The sequence below is a fragment of the Arthrobacter sp. CAN_A214 genome (assembly GCF_015751955.1).
In the GTDB taxonomy this organism is placed as follows: Bacteria; Actinomycetota; Actinomycetes; order Actinomycetales; family Micrococcaceae; genus Arthrobacter_D.
The window spans coordinates 15,449-39,432 of the sequence record NZ_JADOUU010000020.1; the positions used below are offsets into that span (position 1 = coordinate 15,449).

The following is a 23,984-nucleotide window of genomic DNA, read 5'->3' on the forward strand; positions in this document are numbered from 1 at the left end:
CTCCTGAAGACGTTCTTAGATCGTTCTAGTGACAATAATTCTTACATGTGATTTGGATCATGTCTAGATCGTTCTATATACTGATCGAGTCGAGGAGGAATATGACAGAGCAGCAACGGCGCACGACTTTGATAGACGTGGCTCATGCCGCCGGAGTCTCACGTGCTCTGGTTTCCATTGTTATGCGCGGTGCTCCCGGCGCCTCGGAATCCTCCCGCCAAAAAGTTCTTCAAGCAGCCCAGGACCTGGGCTACCGACCGGACTCCCGCGCGCGGTTGCTGCGCAGCAGCCGGACCCGGCTCCTGGGCCTGAGTTTTTCCAGTTCCCAGCCCTTTCACACAGAAATTGTCGACGCCGCGTACGCCAAAGCCTCCGCCAAGGGTTACGAAATAGCGCTCAGTGCAGTCGCCAACGGCCGGCCTGAATCGCGTGCGGTCGAGGCGCTGCTGGATGTCGGCTCCGAAGCGCTCCTCCTAATCGCACCCACTCTGAGCACTCAGGAGCTCACCCGGTATGCAGGCCAAGTCCCCATGGTGAGCCTTCTCCGCGACGATGTCGGCGATCGTGTCGACTCGGTAAGCAGCGACAATTACGCCGGAATTCGAATGGCTGTCGACCACCTCACCAGTCTCGGCCACCGCCGAATTGTTCACGTCGATGGCGGAACTGCCGTCTCGGCAGACCAACGCAGGGCGGCTTTCAGCGCGGAAATGCTCAGCCACGGGCTTGCGCCCGTAACCGTCCACGGCGGCCCTAATGAAGAAGACGGCCTCAAAGCCGGGCGCCTCCTTCAGAGCGACATGCCCACAGCCATTATCGCCTTCAATGACAGGTCCGCCCTCGGCATCATCGAAAGTCTCCGGGCCGCCGGACTGCAGGTGCCCTTTGATGTGTCGGTTCTCGGCTATGACGACAGCCAATTCGCCCGGCTCAGCTACGTGCAATTATCATCCGTTAGCCAGGATGCAGCGCTCCTGGCCGCTGCCGCAGTTGACCGCGCAGTCGATAGAATTGAAGGCACCCAACCGCCGTCACACGTCGTCAGAACCCCACACCTAGTGGTCCGCAATACAACAGCGAGCCCCCGCTTTCAGCAAAGTGCAGAAGCTGCAGCCCTGCTGCCAACGAAGGTGTAGTCCTAAGGTAAGAAGCCATTCAGAAAGCTGACCCGCCCCAGCACCCGGGACGCCCGTAAATGCGGTGTTGGAATCGCGGGGAGAGCCGGCGCCCGGAGACGTTCATGACAGCGTCCACCCGGCCCGCAAGCCAGCTGTCGTCGCCATCCTCGTTCTTTTTGGTGGCGTCCCCGGCGAAATACCTGTTATCGAAGCGACCTCAGCGGCCGCCGCTGCACCTCGTTCTCAAACCCACGCTTGTCGGTCTCACACGTTCTGGTAAAGCCTCACCACTCCCAGCCGTGCGGCGGTTGCTCTGTAGCAAGAATGCGGCGTGCCGTTTTCTCCGTATGGTTGGTGCCGCATTCTCCAAACGGGCCGCGTTTGGAGAAGAGGATGGTGGCGTGGCGATCGTAGTGGTCAATCCACCAGGAGGACATTCCCCCGTTCGCCTGTGCTTCCAGCCACTGCTCGTACAGGGCGCGGAGCCTGTCGACGGCTTCGGGATGGTTCCACCACTGGGAGCACCAGTACTGGTTCTGCGACCTGTCCACGGATTCGAGCATCGCGACCAGGCCCTCCACCCAGTCCACCAACTCCTCGGGTGTGAAGGCGAAGTCCTCTCCCCCGCTCTGACCGTTAGGTTCAGTGACATCTGCAGCATTGTCGATTGCGTCGGTCATGCGAGGTGTCCCGTTTTGACTGTCCTGATGCGTTCGACCGTGGGTCCGATGCGGGCGGTGATGGTCTTGTCGCGGAACCAGGGAACGGTGCGGACGATAATTCCTCCCCCAGTGGAGGTTTTCACCCAGGCACGGTTGGTGGGGAGTTCGGAGAGTTGGGCGACGGACATGATGTCCCGGCGCTGGGTTTGCACGGATCGGGAGGAGCCGTTCCTGGAGGTGGAAGTGCTGCGGATCTTCGCGTCGTACTGGCCGATGACTTTGGCTAGTGAGTCGAGGAACGCCGTGTCGTCGGATCCGCCGCCGTACACCTTGATCGCGGCCGCGGACCAGAGGGTGTCCCACCCGGTGCGCTCGAGCATGGCCACACCCTGCCCGCGGGTCTGGAAGTAGGAGCTCACGACGATACCCATGGACCCGAAGTACGAGTACCACTCGGGCAGCTGCTTGAGCTTGACCACGTTCCCGACCTCGTCCAAATCAGCGACGAGTGGCACCGGCAGGCGCCCACCGGCCCGCCGTGCGGCCTGCTGGGCTGCGGTAAACACCGCGTAGACCAGCGTGGAGACGAACGCTGCCCCGGAGCCGGCGGCGTCCTGTGAGAGAAGGATCAGGGTGTCTTTGCTGGTGACAAACCGGGCCGGGTCGAAGACCGGCACGCCGGGGGTCGGAGTCGACCACGCCATCAGTTCGTCGTGGACGAGGGCCGAGGCCATGCGTTGGGCGCTGGCGGCCACGGACCCACGGGTGTCCTCGGGCTGGGCGCTCATGCCCTTCAACGCCGACGCCGGACCCGTATGCCCTGCCCGTTCGAGTAGTTCTGCCGGTTCCATGAAGTCGGCCGAGGATACCCAGCGCAGGACCTCTTTCATCGTGGCGTTGTTCTTTGCGGCGGCGAGGAGGCACCAGGACAAGAAGTCCCGACCCTGCGAGTCGAACTGGGCGTCTCCCTTGCCCTGACCGGCGTTTGGTGCGGAGGAGGTTTCGAAGATCGAGGCGACTTCGCCGGCGCTTACCGTGTCGGTGACGATCGTGAGCGGGTTGAAGATCATCGCGGGCCGGGAGCTGTCGCGCCAGATCCGCTGCGGGTCGAACAGCCACACTGTGCCGGTCTCGGAACGGGCGGCGAGGACTTCGGCGACGCCGTCGACCTTGTTGCTGGTCATGAGGTACGCGCCGGGTGCCTCGGTGGTGTGCCGGATAACCTGTGTTGTGGTCTTGCCGCGCCCGGTCCCCCACACATGTGCGGAGCATTCCCGCCAGCCCTGGATGACGGCCTTGGTTCCGGTCTCGCCGGTGTAGCCGATGGTCAGGCCCGGGCCGATGTCTCCCGCGTCCGGGTGGAGCCGGGCCGCTTCGGTGAGGCGGGCATCGAGCATGGCCGGGCGCATCCTGCCGCCAGGACTCATACGGCGTGACGCCGCTGCCGTCCTGGACACCGGTCGGGTACACCACCACGCGAGAGTGGCGGTCACGATGACCGCTTCCGCGCCGAGCAGCCAGTTCGCGGCCGCCGGCCACGGATCCCCTGTGGCAAGTCCGATCACCAGCGTGATTGGGTTCCACGACAAATCGGTCGCGACCGGCGTGAGTGCTTCCCCGAGGTGGATCAGGGCCACCGCGACGAAAGCGGCGAGGACCAGAAATGAGAACAGGACGACCGACGCGTTGTCCTCGTTCTTCATCGGTTCACCTTTGCCTGCGCGGCGGCCCACGCCTTGTTCGTGTCATGAGCCCGGAGCTCGCCGGCGGTGAGGTTCACCCGGAACGGCACCCCGGGTTCGGATCCGGTTTTCAGCATGAACCGTCCCCTCCCCGGGGGAGAAGAGACGGTGTTGGTGTTCGGGTTCATGGATCCTTCGGCGGACCAGCCGACCAGCATCGTCTTCTCCCGTTCGGAGACGGGGAACACCGTTTCCAGCAGGTCCATTTCGTTCTGCGCGAGCCCACCAAGAATCTTCACGGATGAGCGTTCCACAAAACCGGTGGCGATCTTCGTCAACTCGTCCGTGGACAGCTGCAGATCCTTCATGGAGTGCGTGATCATCAGCTGCCCCAGCCCTTTGGTTCGGTTGAGGCGGGTGATGGAGTCGATCTGGTGGACCAGCAGCTCACTGGCCCGCAGGGACTGCCACAGCTCGTCCATGATCATCAGGTGGTGGCGTTCTTCCATTAGACCGGCGTCGGCGAGAGTTTTAGCGGCCGAGATGCCTGCCTGCCCGTAGGACCAGCACACCGTCTGCACCGCGGCCCGCAGGGTCAGCTGGGACTCGTCGATCAGGGAAATGTCGAAGTCCACTGAGGTGTCGATCTTCATTTCCTTGGTGGTCTGCTGGCAGAACACGTCCCCGAAGGGTCCGTGCTCACCCAGGGCGTTCAGACCTGCGAGGAGATTCTTGACCTGCGGCAGGTACTCCTTCTCGTCCTCGATGAGCAGCGCCGACTGGATTTGCGGTGGCGCGGACTTGATGGCGTCGACGACGTCGCCGACCAGCGGCTGCCGGTCCTTTGCCTCTATCTTCTCGGCGGCCATGGCGATCGCCATGGACAGGACGGTCTGTTCCTGCTTTTTCGCATCCAGCGGTTCCTTGAACACCAGTTCGATGAGTCCGGTGAGGGTCATTAGGCGCCGGGCGTGGATCTCGGCGCGCATCTGGCGCTGCATCGGGGCTGGAAGGCGTTCCAGTTCCCGCCAGAGCGGGCCGGCGTCGAGCGGGTTGATCGCGCCGACCCCGGGGGCGACCTGCACGACCTGCCCGTTGGTTTCCAGGACGACGCCGGCGAAGTCCGGTTTGAGGTCCCCTGCGACCAGGATCAGGAATCCCTGGTCAATGAGCGCCAGTGCCATGCGGACGGCGACCGACGATTTCCCTCGACCGTTCAGGCCGAGGATGAACCCGGACGGCGAGGAGATGATGCCGTGCAGGAACAGGCTGATCGGGTCCCCGCACACCACGGAGCCGTTGAGCAGGTTCCGGCCCAGGACCGCACCGACCAGCGGGGAGGACGTGCCCACGCAGAACGGCCACAGGCCGGCGGTCTGGTTCGAGGTGGCCGTGAACTCCGGCGGTGTTTCGACCCAGGTCACCATCCCGCCGTCCTGGACCTTCATGCCCTTCTCCGTGAGCTGCGGGAAGGCCGAACTGGTAACTGCGGTCTCGGACCTGCCCAGGAACCGATCCAGAACCTTGTCCACGAGCGTGTCGATCGCGGACATTAGAGGGCCTTCCTAACATCGGAGGAAATCGTGGCCAGATGTTCGGGAACCAGTCCCAGCCCGAGGTTGAAGGAGAACGCGGCATCGTCGTTGTAGTCACAGGACCGCACCCGAATCTGGATGCCCGTGGCCGCGTTACGCATGATCTTCGCTTCCACCGCTTGTAGCTGTTCTGGGCTCTCGACCGTCGCGGTGACACCGATCGCGAAGCGCACCAGCGCAGCGCCCTCGGCCTGCTCCCGCTCGGCCTTGCGCGCCTTCTCCAGCGCAATGATCTGCGAACTGGTCGGACGTCGGCCCTTCTGGTTCGTAGCGAACTGCGCGTTGGTGAGCGCCTGCGCAACCTGCTGCGCCGACTTCTCCGGCGGCTGCGGGCGGTAGAACACGGTAACGCGCTTCTGGAGCATGCTCGCATCAGGGCCCAGCAGAGCGACCAGTGCGTTCTCCCGAAACGTTCCGGCCGGGGGCCGGAACATCTGCCACGACTTGCTCGTTACGCCGGCGTGGTCGTACCGGCCTGGGTACCCGATGGTCCGGGCCGCGGAGGGTCCTACTTCGTGCCAGCTCAGGCCGGTGCCGTCGCCGGAAAGTCGGGCGCGTTCGACGGCGGCCGCGGCACGCGGGTTGAACGCGACGTAGGTCTGATCGGTGAGGTCAGCGGCCCGCATCAGGGACACGCTGCCCGCGCCGACGTCCTCGAGCTCTTCCTTGAACCCTTGCAGGAGCGACTTCACATCGGCCACCAGCTCCTCGGCGGAGCGCTCCGGTGCACGGTCGCCGTCGTTGGCCTTGCCGCTGAACGTCAGCGCCACCCACTGCTCGAGCTTGGGCACATCGAGGTTCAGGTTGTTCACCACATCATCCATCACCTGACGCGCGAAGGCGGGCACCTCATGGGATCCGGCCTGCTGCCGTGCCACCGCAATCGCGTCCGGCAGGCGTTCACCCGGGTCAGTGGTCGACTGGGTGGTCACGGAAATCTGCTCCACCCGCGCATTGGAACCGGCGTCACGCTGAAACGCAGCCCACGAGCCCACCAGCCGGTTCACCCGGTCCTGATCCAACAGGCCAAGGCCCGAGGAATTGGTGGAGAAGAACACGGTGCCGGTCTTCAGCTTCGGATGCCACAACATAACACCCTCATTGCCGAACAGGTCCTGAAAGTCGATCAGCTCGGACGCGGCCAACAGGCCCGGAGCGCGGAAGGAACCATCCGGGATCTGCGAAACAGGCCCGGACTTGTAGACGGTCTTCCCAGTCTTCTTGCCCTTGGTGTGCAGGCTGCGGGCAAGCCACCGCTCAGGCTTGGACCGTCCGTGGCGATCCTTGGACTCCAGGATGGTGGCGGCAATGAACGCCACCACGGCGATCCCCATGGCCACCCAAATCTGGGAGGCCATGATGAAGATAAAGACACCGACTGCCCCTGCGCCCAGGAGGACGGTCGAGGCCATCGAGAAACCCAGCAAGCCGGCGGTCCGGTCCTCCGCGATGTTGCCGTACTGCCGAACAATTGTCTGCTCCGTGCTCACTGGTCGTCCCCACTTTCCATTCCGTGTTCCATGTCCCTTGCTGCTTCCCGTAGCGCGTACTCCATCCGCTGCCTGTTCAGCGCCGCTTTGTCCGATGACTTGTCCGCCCCGCTGGGGGCCCCGTCTCGGTAACCCTCCGCCGTGGGCGAGTTCGAAGGTTCAGCACCGAGGGCTTCCGCAGGAGCCCTATCGCTTGGTGCGGCAGGCTCGGCTCCGGACGGTGCGCCCGCTGCCGAGGTATCTCCCCCACTACCAGCTGCTGCTTCTGTCGGTGCGCCGGTCCGCTCGGCTTGTCGTTCCGCGCCCGTTGGACCACCGCCGGAGCCCCCGCTACTTCCACCAGATCCCGCACCACTCAGGGTGCCAGTCTCAGCCGAATTTTCTGGCGAGGCATCGATCCGTTCCGGTCTCTGCTCCGCACCTGTTGGACCACCGGCACCCCCGCCGGTGCTGCCACTACCGGCGCTGCTTCCCGCCGAGTCACTGCCTATCGACCCGCTGGAACTTCCGCCAGCACTACCGCTCTCACCGGTGCCAGCGGGACTTCCGCCGTGACCGGTTCCGACGAACCCACTGCCACCAGCACTCCCACCCCCACTACTGGCTCCGCTGGCTTCACTGCTGCCGCCGGTACCGTTGGTCAGGGAAGGTGTGCTGCCGGAACCATCAACCGCCGCTGTACCAGCGGTGCCAGTTGCTTCCGTGGCACCTGCCGTCCCTGTCGTTGCGGCCCCTCCCCCACCGGCTGCTGCGGCGCCGCCTCCCCCACCGGCTGCCGCCGCGCCGACACCTGCTGCACCAACACCGGCGGTGACCGCGCCAAGTGCAACCGCTCCACCGATCATGGCCAGCCCCGATGTTCCCATGCCCTGCGGCCCGGCGCTGACCGCCGGGACGAGGACACGTGCCAGGGCCGGCATCGCGACGCACGCACTGGAGATGATGACGAGCCCGGTCAACAGGCCGATCATGGTGTTACCGATCTCGTTCTCAGCGGTCCCGTTGATCCCTTTCATGAGCGCGAGCCCGGCCCCATACAGGATGGCTGCGGCAGGCTTGAAGAGAACAACGGCCGCCAGCCACCCCACCGCCTTATCAAAGGACTTGCGCCCCCGCTCGGTCTGCGACGCGGCGGCGAAGATCGGCAGGATCCCGCACAGCGCGATCGCCGCCCCGTAGGAAAAGATCACGATGACCGCATTGATGATCGCCCCGAGCAGGGCAAGAGGTGCGACGAACAGGATGAGACCGGCCAGTTGAAGGCTCATTCCGGTCCCGGCAAGAGCCTCCAGTCCCATTGCTTGCCCGAGTCCGTCTTCCTGCGCGGAACCGGAAATCGTCCTCACCAGCCAGGGCGCGAGAACGTCGGTCACTCCGAACAGCAGGCCCACCACCGGAACCGCCAATGCGGTGGTGAGGACGGTCCGCATCATTCCCATGAGCAGGTTCTCCGTAGATGCACGGTCCTGATCCCGGGCGAGCTTGATGAGGGCGAAAGCCGTCCCGATGACACCGGCCATACCAACGAAGATCAACGTCGACTGCCCTACCCGCTCAGTTGCGGAGCCTTCCGCCATAGACGGCGCCCCGATCTTCAACCACCAGGTACCGACGAAATTGATCATCTCGGTCAGTACTTGAATGAGCCATCCGGCCAGAAACTGGATCAGCTTCTCGATAGCACTACCGGCAACACCCTCCACAACACCTTTGAACCAATCCATTAGGTCCGCGGCCCCCATGCGATGTAGGGCTGGCCCTGATACCGGCTACCCGAAATGAACTCGGTACCCGAGGCCGGATCAAGCTTCCAATCGCCGTCCTCCCACACCACGTCGACTTGCCCGGCAACTTTCTGCTCCAGTCCATCAGCACCGGTCAGAGAATAGATCAGCTGGTAAGACGCAGAGTCCGCGCGGTAACTGTTCTGGATGTACCCGATAAGAGTTGCCCGCGATAGCGCCACTCCGTCACTGCCCTCTTCAAGTCCGTCGCGGATGCGCTGCGCTCTCTCCCCCAGCAGGACCCGATTCGATCCTTCCGCCACCGCCACCTCGAGGTCCTGTGCTGCTTCCTCGCTGATGGACGGGTCGAGGGCCACCGAGTACGTGGCAGCGGCCATGAGTGCCCCGGCCTCGTTGTGGGCATACCCAACGCGCAGGCCGGAGGGCTGCTTCTGGCAGCCGCCGAACTTCGAAAACGGAACGACGTTGTACCCGGCGGCTACCCATTCCTCGACTACCGGGGCGTTCTCTGCTACCGACGTGGTGTCGTCGTTGAGGTCCGCCTGACAATCCCAGGCGGCATCCGCGTCCGCGACGGGTCCTGTCGTCGCGGACGCGGATGCTGAGGCTGACGGGATTGCCGTTTGCGTGGCAGAGGTGGCTGGCTCCGCTGCCGGTTCGTCGTCGCTGGGGAAGAGGAAAACCCGAAGGCCCCATGCGACGAGGCCGACCAGCACCAGTGCCAGCAGCATCACGGCGGCTCCGAACCACTTCGGGCGGTCCTTGGGCTGGTGGGTGGTGTCCTGTGTGCTCATTGTCTGTCCTTTTTTCGTCGCGGTGACTGGGGGTAGTTGCGTGTTTTTCGCTCAGGTGATTGCGGCCCATACAGCGCCGGAGGCACCCAGTAGGCAGGCGGCCACCATGGGCCAGATGGGTGCCTCGATTTCGTTGCCCTGCCGTCGGTTCCTGCCGGCTGAGACGAGACCGAAGATGAAGAACACGAACAGGACGAGTCCCGCGCCCCACAGGACCCACCCGATGATTTGGGTCAGATTCTCTGTGCCGGGAGGTTGCGTGGGGGTGAAGGTCTGGGCGGGAACCGATCCCTCCCAGGCTGGGGTCAGAGCGTTGATGGTGGTCAGGGTGTGTGCTGCCAAAGTGTTTCCGAACATGGGAGTTTTGCCTTTCTCAGTGCCCGGAGCGGGCGGTCTTTTCGATTTTCCGGAGCACGCTTTTGAGTCGCGTGCCGGAAGCTTGGGGGGTGACGCCGACCTCACGCCAGGAGGGTTCGTACGGTGCCGTCATGGCCACGGGGAACATGCGTGCCACCCCGCGCGCGAAGTCGAGCGTCGGTTTGGTTAGCCGGTTCTTTGGCCGGTCGTGGACGATGACCAGTCCGACCAGTTCATAGGGCAGCTGCCCGGACGCGGATTTGCGGGCGAGTTGCTGCGCGGCTTCGAGGGACGACGCGCTGGTGGAACACACCAGCAAGGCCCGTCCCGCCCAGGTCGGACGCCGTTCGGATTCATCCACGATGCTCTCCGAACACAGACCCGCCAGGGTGCTGGTCCCGACCCCACCGGATGCGCCGACCAGCCACAGGGTCGTGCTGGTGACCGCGACAGGCGGAGCAGATTCCTCTTCCTCGCCGACCGGTTCGCTGGCGAGGGTCTGTTGAATGTTCCGGGGTCCCCGCACCGACTCGCGGTGTCCGAGGATCGGGTCATCGTCGATCGGGTCTTCCTCCGAAGCTACTTCCGGCTCCCTGACGAAAGGATTGCCCTGGGACGTCACGGTCACAGTCCCTCCGCGATCAGGGCTGTGGCCCGCACCCATGCACGACGGGTGCGCGGGAGCATCGAGGAGAACCGGATACGATCCTCGACCAGCGACAGGCGCGGGTGTAGCTGCTGGGGCAGCGTCCTCGGTCTGCTTCAGCACAGGCGGGGCCGTTGGCACCTGTGGTGTCTCCTTGGCGGGGAGCTGGTCCTTCCCGTTCGGGGTGTCGGTAGTCGTCTGCTCGACGATGTCGCCGTCGGTTTGCATGAGGATCGTCCGGGAGCCGGAGGGGTCCTCGATGTGCAGTTCAGTGGCGGTGCTCGTCTCGGCCGCGAGTTCCGTGGCGGTGCTCATCACGGAGCGTCGCGCGTCCATGACCGAGGCGTAGAGCGCTGTGGTTTTCTCGCCTTCCAGATCCAACTCGAGGGTGCCAGTCGGATCGATGACAGCGGTCATTCTCATCAGGGGTTCTCCTTCGGGGAAACAGTCGGGGTCGAGCTCGGGGTAGAAGCCGGGGTGTCAGATGAAGTGGAGGTAGAGGCCGGGGATGGTGGTGCGGTGGGCCGGGGAGCGACCTGCGTCAGCGCGTACAGCAGGCCCGAGGATGATCCTTCGGCGCGGGTGATGGCTTTGCCGTCCTTGGTGATGACATCGGGGATCGCGGCCCGCGCGGCGTCGGTGGTCGCTTCGGTGACGCCCTGTGCGTTGATCCGCAGTTGCTCGTTTCCGGTGGTGACCCAGGCGTAGCCGGCCGAGAGTTTCCCGGCGCCGGGCAGGCGGTGGGCCTGCAGGGCGTCGACGTCGACGAGGACGGTGCCGGTCAGGAGCAGCCCGTGCTCACGGTCCACCTGAATCCCGGAGGCGGGAACGTCCGTGCCTTCGATGTCGGCCAGGCCGACCTGCGTGGCTTCCGTGGCATCGGCAGCAGATCCAAGGTCATAGAAGCCGAGGGTGACCCCGTCATCGTTCTTCCACGCCGCGACCACCCGTCCGTCGACGGAACCGAGGACCGAGATCAGTTCCGCCTCCGCGGAAGGTGCAGACAGCGTCGCGGGAGCGGGCAGGGCCGCCGAGTCCATAGTGATGCGCCAGATCCGTCCGGCTCGCACATCGGCGGCCACCAGGTCATCCCCAAGGGCTTCGATAGGTTCCGCGGCCGCAGGGACCACACGCGCCGAGGTACTGCCGTCAGCTGCCACGATCAGCGACCGCTTGTCCGGCAGGTCCACGCGAGGCGCCGTCCCACCATTGAGAACGACCGTCCCGTCCTTGGGGACGTTCACGCGGATCGGGTCCGCCCCGTCACCGAACAGCACGAGTTCGTGTGCCGCTGAGGCGGCGACCCGCGATTTACCGTCGATGGTGAACAGTGCCAGTTCTCCGACCGTGAAGGGAGCGGTACGGCTCCACCGCTCCACACCCGTCCGAGGGTCATGGGCGATCAGCGTCGATCCATCCACGCTCACCGGCTGACCCGAGGGATCCAGGATCGCGCGAACGGTCGCGCCGGTCATCGGAGTCGTCCAGTCCCCATAGGTGTCCCACCCCGCAGGAGCCGGAACCGGCAGCTGGGCGGGAGGCGGCGTGAAGACCGTAGCGACGGGCTCCGCCGTCCCTTCCTGGACGGTGGAGAAGGTGCTCAATCCCACCGTGACCACCAGGATGCCCGCACTCCCCCACAGCACAGCCCTCCGGTGCGCAGGACTCCGCCGCCCGCCTCGCCCGATCCGGTGGCCGGTCCGTGACCCTGAGCGAGCAGCATCAGGACCAGAGTTAGCACCTGCAGCATCGGTGGTGCCGGCGTCCCGTTCCTCGAGGGTGCCGAGGTCGGCGTCGACGACCATCTCATACACCTCGCCGTCCTCGGTGTGGCCCTGCACCCGGCACGCCGCAAGGCCCAACCGGCGGCACGCCTCGACTGCCGCATCGGCCGCGACGTCAGCAGTTGAGCTATCGTCCAGCACGGGGTAGGTCAGGACGTCACCGTTCGCGTCCGCGACAATCTCCCCTTCCCCGATGGTGAGGCGGATGACGGGCCAGGAATGCACTGCGGGCGTCACTTTCCCTCCCCTGTCATCGAGGCGCTCATGTCGCGGCTCTGGTGCACCACGACATCCCACCAGTCAGCGGTCTTCTCGAGGTAGAGAGTCACCTGCCGGTGACCGGCGCCCTGCAGGGGTGTCTCATCCCGGGCCACCCATCGCCACGTCACGTCGAGCACCCGAATGGCCCTATCGGGGGTGACGTCCTGCGCGGAGTCACCGATCGCAGGAACCACCCGGGGAACGCTATACGCCTGGTGCTCGGATGGTTCTAGCCATTCACCGTTGCTCGCGTTGCGTTCAGGTTCAATCTGGTTCGCCGCCCACGCCTCCGACATCAGCGGCCTGGCGCGCACCGCGGCCGCCGTCTCGGTTCGATCAACGGTGGTGTCCCAGGAGTGCAGCATCAGCGCAGCTACCCTCGCCGTGGAGTCGACGTCGGAACGATCAGCGGCCTCGGGCCAGGTGAAGGTGTTTCCGCCCAGGATGTCCTCGGCCGGGGCCGAGGTGTACGAGCCCTCGTAGATCGTCGTGGGGGCCGAAACCGGTGCGACGTCCTCGGATGCCGGTGTCTCAGCGGCGCAACTGGTGAACGCGACCAGGCACGCAGAAAGAGCAATCGTCCGATAACTGTGTGAGTGAACCGTCATCGCACCCACGCTCCTTTCTCTTTCAGAATCGGTTCCGGATCCAGGTTCCAGCCCTGATACGGGTAGACGACTTCCGGCGCTTCCGGCTTGTAAATCTCGAGGTGAAGATGCGTGGCCACCAGCCCGAGGCCGGCCCTGTTGCCCTCGGTGCCGACGACGTCGCCGCGCTTCAACCTGTCCCCCACCGCCACGCTGTAGGCGTTGAGGTGGCAGAACGCGAACCCGAAATCGGGATCGTTCCCGTCTTCCTTGGCGATCACGCAGCCGTCCTTGTCGTTGAACCCTGTGATCCGCAGATCGGTCGGAGCGATCACCAGGCCTCCGTTGCTGTACCCGGCGCCCGGGGTCGACAGGTCAACCCCGACGTGGTCCTGCGCCCACGCCGGCAGATTAGAGATGTTGCGGTGCCCGTAGCCGGAAGTGAAACCGCCGCCCGGCAGCGGGTTGGTCCACTCGCCGTCCCCCAGGTCGCCGTCCCACGCGACCGTGCCCGCCGGGGCCGCGCAGTCGGCGGAGAACTCGCCCTGCCCGGACGCCAGGATCTTCTCGACGTACTGCTGGGTCTCGGTGAACGGCGGGACCCCTCTCGCGTTTTGCACGGCACCCGGGCCCGCGTTGTAAGCAGCCAAAGTGAGCCGCACGAGAAGGTCAGCATCATCCGCTGCCAGCGGTTGCACTCCTGCTTTCAGTGCTGCCATGTAGCGGCCATAGGCAGGGATTGCGTCCTCGGCCGAGAACGGGTCGCCACCCTCGCCATACAACGCCCAGGTGCCGGGCATGAACTGAGCTAGGCCTTGAGCACCTGCAAGGCTCCGTGCGCCTTCGTTCCAGCCCGATTCCTGCTTCAGCTGCGCCGCCACCACGCTCACCTGTAGACCAGCGGTCCTCGCGGCGGCGTCGACCAGCGCACCCCAGTTGTTCGGGATGGCCGGAATCGAGGTAATGTCCCCGGCAGCTTCACCGACCGCCGAGACGACGCAGGCAGCGGATTTCTCCTCGGCCTGAGTGAGAATCGCCGCACCGGTGATGCCCATGACAGGTAGCCCAGCCAGGAGAGGTATAAGGATCACCAAGGCCAGCAGCGGCAACGCCCCGCGTTTCTCGTTCTCGTCCATCTGCTCTCTTCCGATCTGGGCATGGTCGGCGGTTCTGATATTCACGTGTCCATGGTTTAAGGAAAAGTATCATGTTTTATTCATCAACTACAGGGCGAATCGTTTTTCCCTGCAGGAGTGGAGACAATGGGCTGTATGCCCCGCATGGTTCCGCCCAGTAGTGACTGGCCCGAAGCGCTCGAAGCGGCTATTTTCTGCTTCGGCAGTAGTCCGAAGGCGATGGTTATTGCTTTCCTCGAGCGCCATCCCAACTCGTTCAAAAGTGAGATAGCAGAAGGCACGGGGTTGAATGCCGCAACTCTGCAGAATCAAATCGAGCAGTTGCTGGCGTGGGGGGTTGTTATCTCTGACATACCCGAGGGAAAGCGAGGTCGAGGGCGTGCAAGTCGTTACTCGACCGACACCAGGCGCATAGCCCTTTTATTGGACACCTTGCGCAACTATCTGCTCTCTGAACAATCTTCCCTATAGGAATGTTGGAGGCAGCTTCGTTGAACCACTGAAGGAGCTTTCACAGATTCACAACTTTCGGGCTTCGACTACTCGCACATGACTAACACATGTGTGACTTATGTACGACTCTACACTCTCACGCTCGGCACTACGAAGACCTCACCCTTGTGACTTGTGATGACTATGCCGCAAGTGCTGTATGCGCGAACGGCTTCAAACATCCGAGCCTTATAGCAGACGTCCTTGTGTTCCTTGGTGTCAAAAACCCTATGCGCAACCACCGAATCACCTTCTGTACGTAGCCCAACTGCCATCTCGAGCAGGTCGCCATAAGCGTTCGGGATCGTATGATCGTCTGATGCCTGAAACTCAGCGACATGCCGCATCGGAGATCCGCCGCACAAACGAGGCAGGAATCGCCTTAGCGCGGATCATCACCGAGGTCTTCGCGCCAGCGGTGCTCGTGGGCGGACTGCTCCTGGCGCAGCCGCTGCTCACGTCCGGGGTCATCTTGCTGCAGGCTGTCACAGCCGCTGTCTTCACCGTGGGCCTGCCGTTCGTTCTGGTCCTGGTACTCAAGCACAGGGGCGCTGTGGCCGATCATCACGTCAGTGTCCGCGAGCACCGTGCTCCGATCCTCATCGCAGCTGCTGGTTCGCTCGGCCTGGGTGCGCTGCTGCTGATGGTCCTCGATGCGCCGGCAGAATTGTTCGGTGAAATTGGAGGTGTCTTCATCGGTTTGGTGCTGTGCCTGTTGGCGAACCTCGTATGGAAGCTGTCGGTGCATGCGGCCGTCGCAGCCTATGCCGCCCTTACACTGCTGGTTCCGGTGCCAGTCGTCGGTCCGGTGCTGGCTCTGCTGGTGGCCGCGGCCGTCGGGTGGTCCCGCGTGAAGCTGAAGGCTCACACTCCGGGACAGGTCGTCGCCGGCTACGCCGCCGGTAGCCTTGCGTTCGCCGGCGCCTTGCTGCTTCTGCCGTGACGTGCCTGATTGGCCATGGCAGTCGGCCCGCTGATTCAGGTTGGCGAAGTCGAGGGTTGATTCAGTTGCCCATGAGATCTTGCTCGCATGTCCGCACCACTGCTTGCAAAATGGGGAGTAGTGCGTGTCATGGTTGAAATCGTCGAGGCTCCTAGATGAGGGACTGGGACACCATTTGCTTACACAGGGTGACGACTGTGTGGACCGAACAGGACGGAGATGGTAGTCATGCGCTTCAGGAAGGCCGAAGCTGAGGGAAGCCGCACGCCCGAAATGGTGGTCAAGGCACTCAACCTCAGTGAGCAAGCAACGTTAGACGAGCTTTTGGCAGCCGTGACGGAAGCACACGGCAAGCCGATCGAGCTTAAGGAAATCGACAACACGGTGATGCCGACCGTGACAGGTCTCTGGATCGAGAAGGAACACAAGTCGGTCATCGTGTTGCCGGCTCAGGACAGTCGCCTGCATCGTAACCACGCAACCTTCCACGAATTCGGACACATCCTTTTGAGTCACGACGGTTGCGGGCTGTCTCCGACCGACAAGGTGCCGAGTATTTTTAAGCACATCGGCGCCCAGAATGGAATCAAGCGCATGTTGGCCCGCTCGCTGGACTGGAACGACACCGAGTGGGCAGCTGAGCACATTGCTTATCTGCTCTCGCTGGCGGTTCTTCCCCTCGAGCACAAGAGCACCAGCGACTTGGAGCGGATGTTCGGGTGACACTACTCCAGGTCCTTCCGGTCACCATCCTCTGGGTGATGATCGGGATCCGGCTCGTGGGACTGCGGTTCGGTTGGAAGCGCTCCATGATTCCGCCTCTATTGATCGTGACCCTCGGCGTCACTCTCAATGTTGATGCGCTATATCTGGCGCTAGACCCGATCCTCGGTGGTGAAAATCTGCTTAACCTTTTCGTTCACCTCCTGATGGGGCTGGGCATGACGGTGCTGAGCCGTTCGCTACTCCAGGCCACGCGTCGTTCGAGTCGCCACATCAACGGCCTAGTGGGTGCCGGCGTCATTCTGGCCGTGGTTCAGTCACTCCTGTTCCTCGTCTCCGACACCCGGGGATCAGCTAAAGACTTCACAGCCACCTTCGGCGGCACTCCTACGATCGCCCTGTATCAGGCAACCTTCTTCGCCTGGTTCGGGATCATTGCCGGCTACACCGGGATGAAAACTTTCCGCAGGAACCGGTGCGGTGAATCTGCTGCGTTCCGCGTTGGATTCAATGTCCTCAGCGCCGCCTGCCTGATGGGTGTGGTCGCTGCGATCATGAAGATGGTCGAGATTTGCGCAGAACTGCTCGACGGTGTCCGAACCTACGAGGGTGCACTGGACGTCGTCTATCACGTCTTCATCGCCCTGATGACTCTGGGATTCGCCCTCGCGTTCATCCTCCCGTCCTCGGGTCGCATCAGGACGACCCTCGCTGTGCGCACGGAGAACGCCGAAAGCCTAAACAAACTACGGCCAATTCTTCGACGCTTGGCGAGTACTCCGGAGGGTCAGCGCGCCATGGACGCCACCCACATATCCTTGGATGCACACACGTCCAGTGCGCAGCTCTACCGCTGGTTCATCGTTATCGGCGACGTCCGCGTACTCAACTCCGATCTGCTGTCGCCCGAGGAGCTCCAAATCATCGACAAGGTAGGCAACAGAATTGAACGGCGCGGATCAAAGGTCTGAAGTACCGCTTCTAGCTTCCAGCATCTCGAAACTTCTGCCACCGGCATTGATGCTGGTGGTACTTTTGGTGCTCGCGGGATTCAAAGCAGAACTTGATCTGGTGGAAATTGCCCTCCTTTTAGTCGGCATCATCGGTGTGCCTGGGTTGATCTATATGTTGTTGAAAGATCCGTTCAGGCGAAGGAATATCCCGGATCATTTCCGCGTAAACCTCCTGCTAATCTTCACTCTTACCGGATCCGCGGTCTGCTTCCTGATCCCCTTGGCGCCGCCAGTTCCATGGACAGTTGCTGCCTTATTTCTAGGTAACGCATCGCTCGTGTTCTTTCGTCGGTGGCTGAACGTCTCCGGTCACGTGTCAGTGCTTACGTTTGTGGTGTTATGGATCGTCGCCGTTTTTGGGCATGCCTGGACATGGCTGTTGGTACTATCTCCACTGATGGCAGTGAGTCGGGTTTCTGTTCGGGAACACACTGGGCGAGAAGCCTTAGCTGGTGCGTTACTAGGGCTGGCAACGTTCTTGTGTTTTGTGGTGGCGATGACTTGGAGTTGATGAGTACGTGAACGACTTGGATGTATCCCGGGAACGATCCGATGGGATACGGAGAGCAGAGATACTTGCGAGGAAAGTGGGCCTCCTCCTCGACGTCATCATGTCCCCTGCCGGTAAGCCCTACGACTATCCAACAATCCGTGATGCGACTCAGGCATACGGCTACTTTCTCTCGCGCACGAGGTGGTCCCTCCTGAAGGCCGGGAAGGAACAGTACGTTCCTGATGAAGCCCTGGTCGCCATTGCCCGCGTCTTCGACGTCGACCCTGAGTACTTCCTGCAGGAAGGTGGCAAGCTTCCCGAACAGGTGGAAGTTGAGCTGGAGCTGCTTCGCAACCTACGTCGTGCCGAGGTACGCAACTTCGCAGCTCGAGCCCTTGGCCCGGTAGATCCAGATACGCTCCACGCGATAGCGAAGATTCTGGACGAGGCGTAGCACCATCCGTAATTGGTAAAAATTCTCAGAAGTCAGCCTGAGAGACATCGATCTCCGGACTCACACATGCATCAGCTATGTGTGACTAAGATGTACTGTAGCTAGTTATTCAGCTTCGACCTTCTGCTCACGGTCTAGGGCTTACCTGCGGCAGCATGAGGGCGGGTGAGCGCCCGCCAGCGACCGCACGGAGCGAGTTCGTCGGTCGCTGCGACGACACTGATGATTGGAGGACTGTCCTGTACCGAACACGAAGGCTATGCCGCCATCGACACGACGGTGTTGCAACGCTGGCACCCGGACTACTCGGGACCAATCCGTCCAAAGCGGTCCAAAGCGGTCCAACTGAGGGCGCCTCGCAGGAGCGGTTGACTGCCCCTGCACGGACCGAAGCGAGACTCAGCCCGCGACACGACACAAAAACTGATTTGCACGTAATACGTTGCGAGGCATGAGGACCCTGCTAGGTTCGGAATGTCGGGACAATATCTGTTTTCACGTAAGTGGCAGATGTTACCTCCAGACACTGGAACTGATCACGAAGCGAAGGCTCCCGGGCCACCGGATTCAAAGGACAGTGGTAATCATGGCTGTGACAGCAGACGGTCGAGTCGGACCCGGCCGCAGGCACAAGGGTGACCGCAAGCTCATTGGCTTTCGCTTGGCAACGGAGAAGGCCAATGCGGTGCGTGAAATCGCGTCCGCCGAGGGCTTCGAACACGTAAGTGACTGGGTAGCCTCAGTCGTTGAAGATCGGATCCAGCACACAGACTTCTCGAAGAACAACCAGCAGGAGGCTTTGCCTATCGGCCGCATAGCTTCTTAAAAGATGAAGGCCCGCCAACGGCGGGCCTTCGAAGACTTTGACTTACAACCTGCTTTTGCTTGCCGGCTGATCAGGATGCAAGTCCCACAAGCTCTCACCCCCTGGTGGAGGAGCGGTCCCTTGTCATTCCCTTGGGAGGAATACCATCACTTTACCCCAGCATAGCTGGGCCTTGCCAGACTTACAGAGTTCGGGCGTGTCGCTTGTCAAAGACGAGCCCTCGGTCGTATGGGCTGCACTCGCACCCCTCTTGGCAGGCCAGCCCCGTGTGAGGCTGTCGCGAGACGCCGGTAAGAGCTACCCCCAGAAGTTCGAGCGGGACCTCACTGATGCCTTGCCGTCTCTACCTGCCGCCGTCCGCATCTTTGGCAAGGACGGGTCCTGCCGTTCGCTCTTCTTCGACTTCGACTCCTCCAAGGGCGGGCTGAGCCAAGTCGCAGCCGATGTCCGGGCCCTACAGGAATGGCTGCACCGCCTAGGCGCCCGCTGGATCGAGGACTACTCCCCCAATGGCGGCCGGCACGTCTACGTTCCGCTGGCAACACCAGCGACGTTCAGCGATGCCCGCGAACTCGTGGAGGCTCTCGGCAACCGTCTCCCAAGCCTTGACCGGACGCCCCACCAGAACCTCATCCACGGCTGTATGCGTGTACCTGGTAGCCGACACAAGACCGGCGGCCACCAGCAGCTCGCCATGAGCCTGTCCATGGCCTACGACATCGTCAAACGGCCCAACTCCGGCACGGTCTGGAAAGCCATGCGACAGGACCTGCACGAGGAAATTCGCGCGACCAAGGCCATGCGCCTCGAGCTGGCGCCCCCAGTTCTCGACGATGCTATTGAGCTGGCGTGTGAAGTCACCCCTGCCACTCGCATGTCGCAGGCGATGCAGGCGATCGCGCGCACGGGCCTGTACGACACGAACCGATACGGCAGCAACTCAGAGGCGCGCCAAGCGGTCATTACAGGTGCGGCCGCAGCAGGCCTTACCGCCACCGACATCTACCGCCGCATGACCCAGGGTATCTGGCCCGGCCTAGCCTCGTTCTACGCCCGCTACAGCGCAGGCAACCGAGTAACAGCTCTTCAACGAGACCTCGACGCGGCCCGCCGCTACCTCAAAACGACGACTACCAATGGCAGCAACAAGCAAACTAACCGTAAAAACCCCACTAGCAAGCCAAATACACAGCCCCCCGCATTACATGGTGGTAGTTCTCAGCTTGTCGACTCCGCGTCTCAGCATCGATTCATCAGGGTGTGGCGAAACGCAGCGTTCCTTATGGAGAGCACGATGGGATCTTCAAGGGCTGACCTGGCACGACGGATGGTACTTAGAGCGATCGGTGCAGCTGCTCACATGACAGGCGGATCAGTTATCGAATTCGGTGTCCGATCACTGGCAGTTGCGACCGGGCTCGACCACACCACCGTCGCCGCACACCTCCGAGCCCTCCGTTCAGCTTCGCAACCCTTGATCGCGCTGCTGGAAAAAGCGAAGGGAACCCGAGGCGATCAGTACGAGCTTGTGGTCCCCTCGTCTATGAAGGACAGTGCGAGTGAGATTTCTTGGAAGAAGGGCAAGGTCCATGCGTTGCGGCCCGTCTTCAGGGAGCTCGGTTTCCCCGCGGCGATCGTATATGAGGCTCTGGAAGCTGCGACTACTTCTCTATCTACAGCCGACCTTGTCCCGATTACGCGACTCTCCCGCACCGCCGTGAGCGAATCACTAGAGTGTCTCGCAGCGTGGAACCTCGCGGTCCGCAGCCCGGCCGGTTGGAGACTGGTCTCAGTGACAAGTCTGTCTACCCTGGCTGAGAGTTTTGGCGTGCTTGAGGACGTTGCCCGCCAGGTAACGATGTACAGGGAACAGCGTGCCCAATGGCGGACATGGCTTTCCAGACGGGCGACGGAGGTTTTTATCCCCTCCCCCGACGACGACTACCCCTGGGAAGCGTACGAGGGCCCGCCGGATGACTTATCCCTAGCCGACCTTGTGTTTCGGCTTACCGGTTGACCCCAGACTCACAGAGTTTGCTGGATAAGCACGCTGGAAGCTCGAAGTCGCGAACTTCGGAAGTTCGGCACTCCGAATGTTCCAAACTCAGTAGCGGGGGTCGAGCCCACAGGAAGCCCGGATCTCATTTTCCGTCACTCCCCCGATGTCTTCCTGGCGTTCCAATAGCAAGTCGATCGCCGTGCGGATCAGGGTGTTGTCCGTGATGCGTTCGGATCCCTTCTTACCCTTGTTGATTTTCAGCCGGAGTGTGGTCAGCGCGAGGACCTGGTCGCTGTACACACGTACCTCCTTACGGTCCATCTCCTCCCAGGATGGCTTTTTCGACGGCAGCGGATCAGGTTCGGCGGCGGGAGTATCCTGCGGCGCAATAGGCGCCGCACGAATGTGCGACGGCCCCGGGCGTGCTGGAGATGCCATCGGGACTGGCGCTGCCTCCTTCTGGGGCTCCTGTGCGGCCTCTAGTGTTGCCAGTGTCAGCTTGCCATCAGGCGACACAGCGGTCGGAGCGGAGTTCACCGGAGAGGCAGGACCAGTCGGCGCTGAAATAGGAAGAGTCGCCGCCGCTCCCCCACCGGAGCCCGGATCGGATGTTTCGGGCTCCGGATCACGCTGCATAGCGGCGAGCATCTCCTGGCTGCCCTGGTTCAGCAGCCCCTTCAGTCCCTTCTTGACCGCCATGGTTTACCTCTGTTCCTGGTTGGCCCAGATGCTCAGGAGCTCCCGGGAAACGTCTTTGTAGTCCCCGCCGGCCTTCTCGGCCGCTCGGGTTTTGTCATAGGTGGTCACAACCTGGCCGGTGAGCGGTGCACGCTCGTGGACCTTATAGGAGCGAACAAAGGATTTGCACACCATTAGTCCGGCTCCGCGGAGCTCTTCCTGGGCGTCCGTTGCATCGACGAGGGAGCGCGAATCCACCTTGGTAATCACCACCCTGTAATCCACTCCCCCGGGCTCGACGATGCTCCTGTAGGTGTTAACCAGGGGCAGCATCGCAAGTGCTGTCGGCTCGGTAGGCAAAATAACGAAGTCGGAATTGGCTACCACGGCTTTCAGTACCGTCATGTTCTCGAGGTTGCCGGGTGTATCGACGAAGATCGTGTCGTAGTCCGCACCACGCAGCTGGGCAAGAACCTTGACGTCTGTCTCGGCGACGACATCGAAGGGCAGTTTGCGGTCTTCCGGCAGGTCCTCCGCTGTGGTCGCCCATGATGTCACCGACATCTGTGGGTCGACATCTACGACGAGTACACGTGAATGCTCGGCGACGACGGCCGCCAGGTTCATGACGGTCGTCGATTTACCGGCGCCGCCCTTTTGGTTGATGACAGAGACAACCCTCATGTCGCACGGATCCTTCGTTGCAATGGCAAAATGGTCCGGCTGCAGTGGGCATCTGCGTATAGCTGATTGAGGCGGCCACTGGCTGCCCAAAGTACGGAACTTACAGAGTTCCAGCTGTCAGCCGGCAAGCTAACTGTTACAAGTTATCAGTGAGCCACTCCCCTACCTGGTAGGAATCGCCGACAGATTTCGAGAGTACCGAACTCTGTATGTTCCCAAGCCCATAACTCTAAACCTGCGAATACCCGAAGTCTGTAAGTTATCGGTGTCTAAGCAGGTTCTTGGGATGGCTGATTTGTCGAAAATGCGGAGTTCCGAGGTTCGGTGGATCGTCGATCTTGGTCGAACTCCGAACGTCCGGGTGAGGAGGTGCCCTCCCCTGGCATGAGGGTCGGGCATCACGTATGAGTTTTAACACTGAGCTTCGGTACCTACAGAGTTCGTGAATCAATAAACTTCACACTCCAGCTTGTGTCTGTCATTGAAGGACTCAGGACTCAGGACTAGGACTTCGGTAGTTCGGTAGTTCGGTAGTTCGGTAGTTGTCAGTCAGAGCTTGCAGGGCTGCTCGTGCCGTCGTTACGTATGTCCGACGACGTGCCACGACTAGATACTCGCGATACTTCACTGCAAACTAAATTGCCGAACTCTGTAACCTTGGTATTTTAAGCGGATTTTGCATTTGTCCCTTTCGCCTAACAACCGAACTACCGAACTACCGAACTACCGAACTACCGTCTTCGTACCAGGATTGGATCTCGATGCCCTCAGACGCAGATCGGATCAGATAATTTTCATCTGGCATTACTCTGGGCATGTCGCCAGATATGATAGTTCTTTGTTTCTCGAGCTCGGGATTACGGAGTACCGAAGTTCGGAAGAACGGTATTGCTAGGAGCGGATGCTGACATTGGCGGCTTCGGTAGTTCGGTGCTCTGTAAGCAGACAGTCAGAGCTTACAGAGATGCTGGTGCTGTCCTCGCGTGGATCCGAGGACCTGCCGAGACTGATCGACTCGCCACACTTCTCTGCGAATTACACTGCCGAACTCTGTCATTTCGGCGCTCCGAAGCAGAGTGACACTCAGCCGTTCTACCGGACTAACAAGCCGTCGAACTGCAAGACTCCTGATTTGCCGAACTACCAAACTACCGGACTACCGGGGTTAATCCATCTACGCCATGACAGGTTCTCGATGGCCTTTGGAGTGGGTCAGATAAGAGGCTCTTGATGTGGTGCCACCCCGGACAAGTTGTCAGGCTTAACGGTTGGTTATTCCTGTAGTCGGTACTTCGGGAATACCGAAGTTCGGGAGTAAGTAGTACAATCTCACGTACTTCGGTAGTCCGAAATTCTGTGAGTGAGCACACGGAGCTTGAAAGGCTGTTGATGTTGTCTTTATGCCGGCCCGAGGACGTGCCACGACTGGTTAAAGCGCGACGCCTCGCTGCGATCCAAACGGCCCAAGTCTCTAGTTCGGTATCTCGAGACGAGATTAGAAGGAAACGCGGGGGAGCGGTCTTTGCCGTAGGACATGAGCGTAGGAGGCTGGCAGAGGAGATCCTGGCATGGTGAAGGTGAGGCAACGCAGCATTCCGCAGCAGGGGCGAGCAGCGGAAGAGTTTGCAGCGAAAGCAAAACAGCCTGAGATGCCGCGTCGGAGGATCGTCCTTCCTGTCCGGCCCAGCCCAATCAGGATCTGTCGACGCGCCCTCGCCGCGGCGGAGAGGGAAGCGGCCGCTTTCGAGCTCGACTATGCCAAGCTGAGCCTTCAGGAAGCCATCACTGTCGCGCTTGCACCACGGGGAGGATCCAAAGGTCA

At 61.9% G+C, this 23,984-nt stretch carries 20 protein-coding genes and 1 pseudogene; 7 read left to right on the plus strand and 14 right to left on the minus strand.

Features of this window, described 5'->3' with window-relative positions:
* The first annotated feature begins 101 nt into the window (after positions 1-101).
* Positions 102-1,136: a LacI family DNA-binding transcriptional regulator gene (locus IWX65_RS13985; protein WP_196883740.1), complete on the plus strand. Its 1,035-nt coding sequence runs from the start codon at positions 102-104 to the stop codon at positions 1,134-1,136.
* Between the two features lie 79 nt (positions 1,137-1,215).
* Here the strand turns inward: IWX65_RS13985 and IWX65_RS17855 are convergent.
* The 12 genes and pseudogenes from IWX65_RS17855 to IWX65_RS14040 form a co-directional block, all read right to left on the minus strand.
* Positions 1,216-1,332, minus strand: a pseudogene (locus tag IWX65_RS17855) (AMP-binding enzyme); the annotation flags it as partial.
* Positions 1,333-1,402: 70 nt separating this feature from the next.
* A complete protein-coding gene (locus IWX65_RS13990; RefSeq protein ID WP_196883742.1) occupies positions 1,403-1,798 on the minus strand; it encodes a DUF4913 domain-containing protein in 396 nt (131 codons plus the stop codon).
* Entirely contained in the window at positions 1,795-3,483 is a 1,689-nt protein-coding gene (locus IWX65_RS13995) for a type IV secretory system conjugative DNA transfer family protein (RefSeq protein WP_196883743.1), read from the minus strand. The genes IWX65_RS13990 and IWX65_RS13995 overlap by 4 nt, the downstream gene beginning before the upstream one ends.
* Positions 3,480-5,015 (minus strand): hypothetical protein, encoded by a 1,536-nt coding sequence (locus tag IWX65_RS14000; RefSeq protein WP_196883745.1) that lies wholly within the window; start codon positions 5,013-5,015, stop codon positions 3,480-3,482. Before IWX65_RS14000 ends, IWX65_RS13995 begins: the two co-directional genes overlap by 4 nt.
* Entirely contained in the window at positions 5,015-6,547 is a 1,533-nt protein-coding gene (locus IWX65_RS14005) for an SCO6880 family protein (RefSeq protein ID WP_196883746.1), read from the minus strand. The genes IWX65_RS14000 and IWX65_RS14005 overlap by 1 nt, the downstream gene beginning before the upstream one ends.
* Positions 6,544-8,271: a hypothetical protein gene (locus tag IWX65_RS14010; protein ID WP_196883747.1), complete on the minus strand. Its 1,728-nt coding sequence runs from the start codon at positions 8,269-8,271 to the stop codon at positions 6,544-6,546. Before IWX65_RS14010 ends, IWX65_RS14005 begins: the two co-directional genes overlap by 4 nt.
* The gene (locus IWX65_RS14015) at positions 8,271-9,086 is read right to left on the minus strand and encodes a hypothetical protein (protein WP_196883748.1); all 816 of its coding nucleotides are present in this window, start codon (positions 9,084-9,086) and stop codon (positions 8,271-8,273) included. The genes IWX65_RS14010 and IWX65_RS14015 overlap by 1 nt, the downstream gene beginning before the upstream one ends.
* A 51-nt stretch (positions 9,087-9,137) precedes the next feature.
* Positions 9,138-9,443, minus strand: coding sequence for a hypothetical protein (locus IWX65_RS14020; RefSeq protein WP_196883749.1), 306 nt, complete (start codon positions 9,441-9,443; stop codon positions 9,138-9,140).
* Between the two features lie 16 nt (positions 9,444-9,459).
* Positions 9,460-10,512: a DUF6668 family protein gene (locus IWX65_RS14025; RefSeq protein ID WP_196883750.1), complete on the minus strand. Its 1,053-nt coding sequence runs from the start codon at positions 10,510-10,512 to the stop codon at positions 9,460-9,462.
* Entirely contained in the window at positions 10,512-12,110 is a 1,599-nt protein-coding gene (locus IWX65_RS14030; protein ID WP_196883751.1) for a hypothetical protein, read from the minus strand. Before IWX65_RS14030 ends, IWX65_RS14025 begins: the two co-directional genes overlap by 1 nt.
* Complete coding sequence (locus IWX65_RS14035) at positions 12,107-12,742, minus strand: hypothetical protein (protein ID WP_196883752.1); 636 nt, start codon at positions 12,740-12,742, stop codon at positions 12,107-12,109. Before IWX65_RS14035 ends, IWX65_RS14030 begins: the two co-directional genes overlap by 4 nt.
* A complete protein-coding gene (locus IWX65_RS14040) occupies positions 12,739-13,902 on the minus strand; it encodes a transglycosylase SLT domain-containing protein (RefSeq protein WP_334683866.1) in 1,164 nt (387 codons plus the stop codon). The genes IWX65_RS14035 and IWX65_RS14040 overlap by 4 nt, the downstream gene beginning before the upstream one ends.
* Positions 13,903-14,668: 766 nt before the next feature.
* Here IWX65_RS14040 and IWX65_RS14045 point away from each other — a divergent pair.
* From IWX65_RS14045 to IWX65_RS14070, 6 genes are all read left to right on the plus strand, one after another.
* Positions 14,669-15,292, plus strand: coding sequence for a phosphatidic acid phosphatase (locus IWX65_RS14045; protein ID WP_196883754.1), 624 nt, complete (start codon positions 14,669-14,671; stop codon positions 15,290-15,292).
* Between the two features lie 228 nt (positions 15,293-15,520).
* A complete protein-coding gene (locus tag IWX65_RS14050) occupies positions 15,521-16,015 on the plus strand; it encodes a hypothetical protein (protein WP_196883756.1) in 495 nt (164 codons plus the stop codon).
* Positions 16,012-16,986, plus strand: coding sequence for a hypothetical protein (locus IWX65_RS14055; RefSeq protein ID WP_196883757.1), 975 nt, complete (start codon positions 16,012-16,014; stop codon positions 16,984-16,986). Before IWX65_RS14050 ends, IWX65_RS14055 begins: the two co-directional genes overlap by 4 nt.
* Entirely contained in the window at positions 16,961-17,539 is a 579-nt protein-coding gene (locus IWX65_RS14060; RefSeq protein ID WP_196883760.1) for a hypothetical protein, read from the plus strand. The genes IWX65_RS14055 and IWX65_RS14060 overlap by 26 nt, the downstream gene beginning before the upstream one ends.
* A 7-nt stretch (positions 17,540-17,546) precedes the next feature.
* Complete coding sequence (locus tag IWX65_RS17860; RefSeq protein WP_334683867.1) at positions 17,547-17,975, plus strand: hypothetical protein; 429 nt, start codon at positions 17,547-17,549, stop codon at positions 17,973-17,975.
* Between the two features lie 1,022 nt (positions 17,976-18,997).
* Positions 18,998-20,818 (plus strand): MarR family transcriptional regulator, encoded by a 1,821-nt coding sequence (locus tag IWX65_RS14070; protein ID WP_334683868.1) that lies wholly within the window; start codon positions 18,998-19,000, stop codon positions 20,816-20,818.
* Positions 20,819-20,905: 87 nt separating this feature from the next.
* Here IWX65_RS14070 and IWX65_RS14075 read toward each other — a convergent pair whose 3' ends face one another.
* Positions 20,906-21,499, minus strand: a complete 594-nt coding sequence (locus IWX65_RS14075) for a hypothetical protein (protein WP_196883762.1) — start codon at positions 21,497-21,499, stop codon at positions 20,906-20,908.
* Positions 21,500-21,502: 3 nt separating this feature from the next.
* Entirely contained in the window at positions 21,503-22,162 is a 660-nt protein-coding gene (locus tag IWX65_RS14080; protein ID WP_196883763.1) for a ParA family protein, read from the minus strand.
* Positions 22,163-23,984: the final 1,822 nt, after the last annotated feature.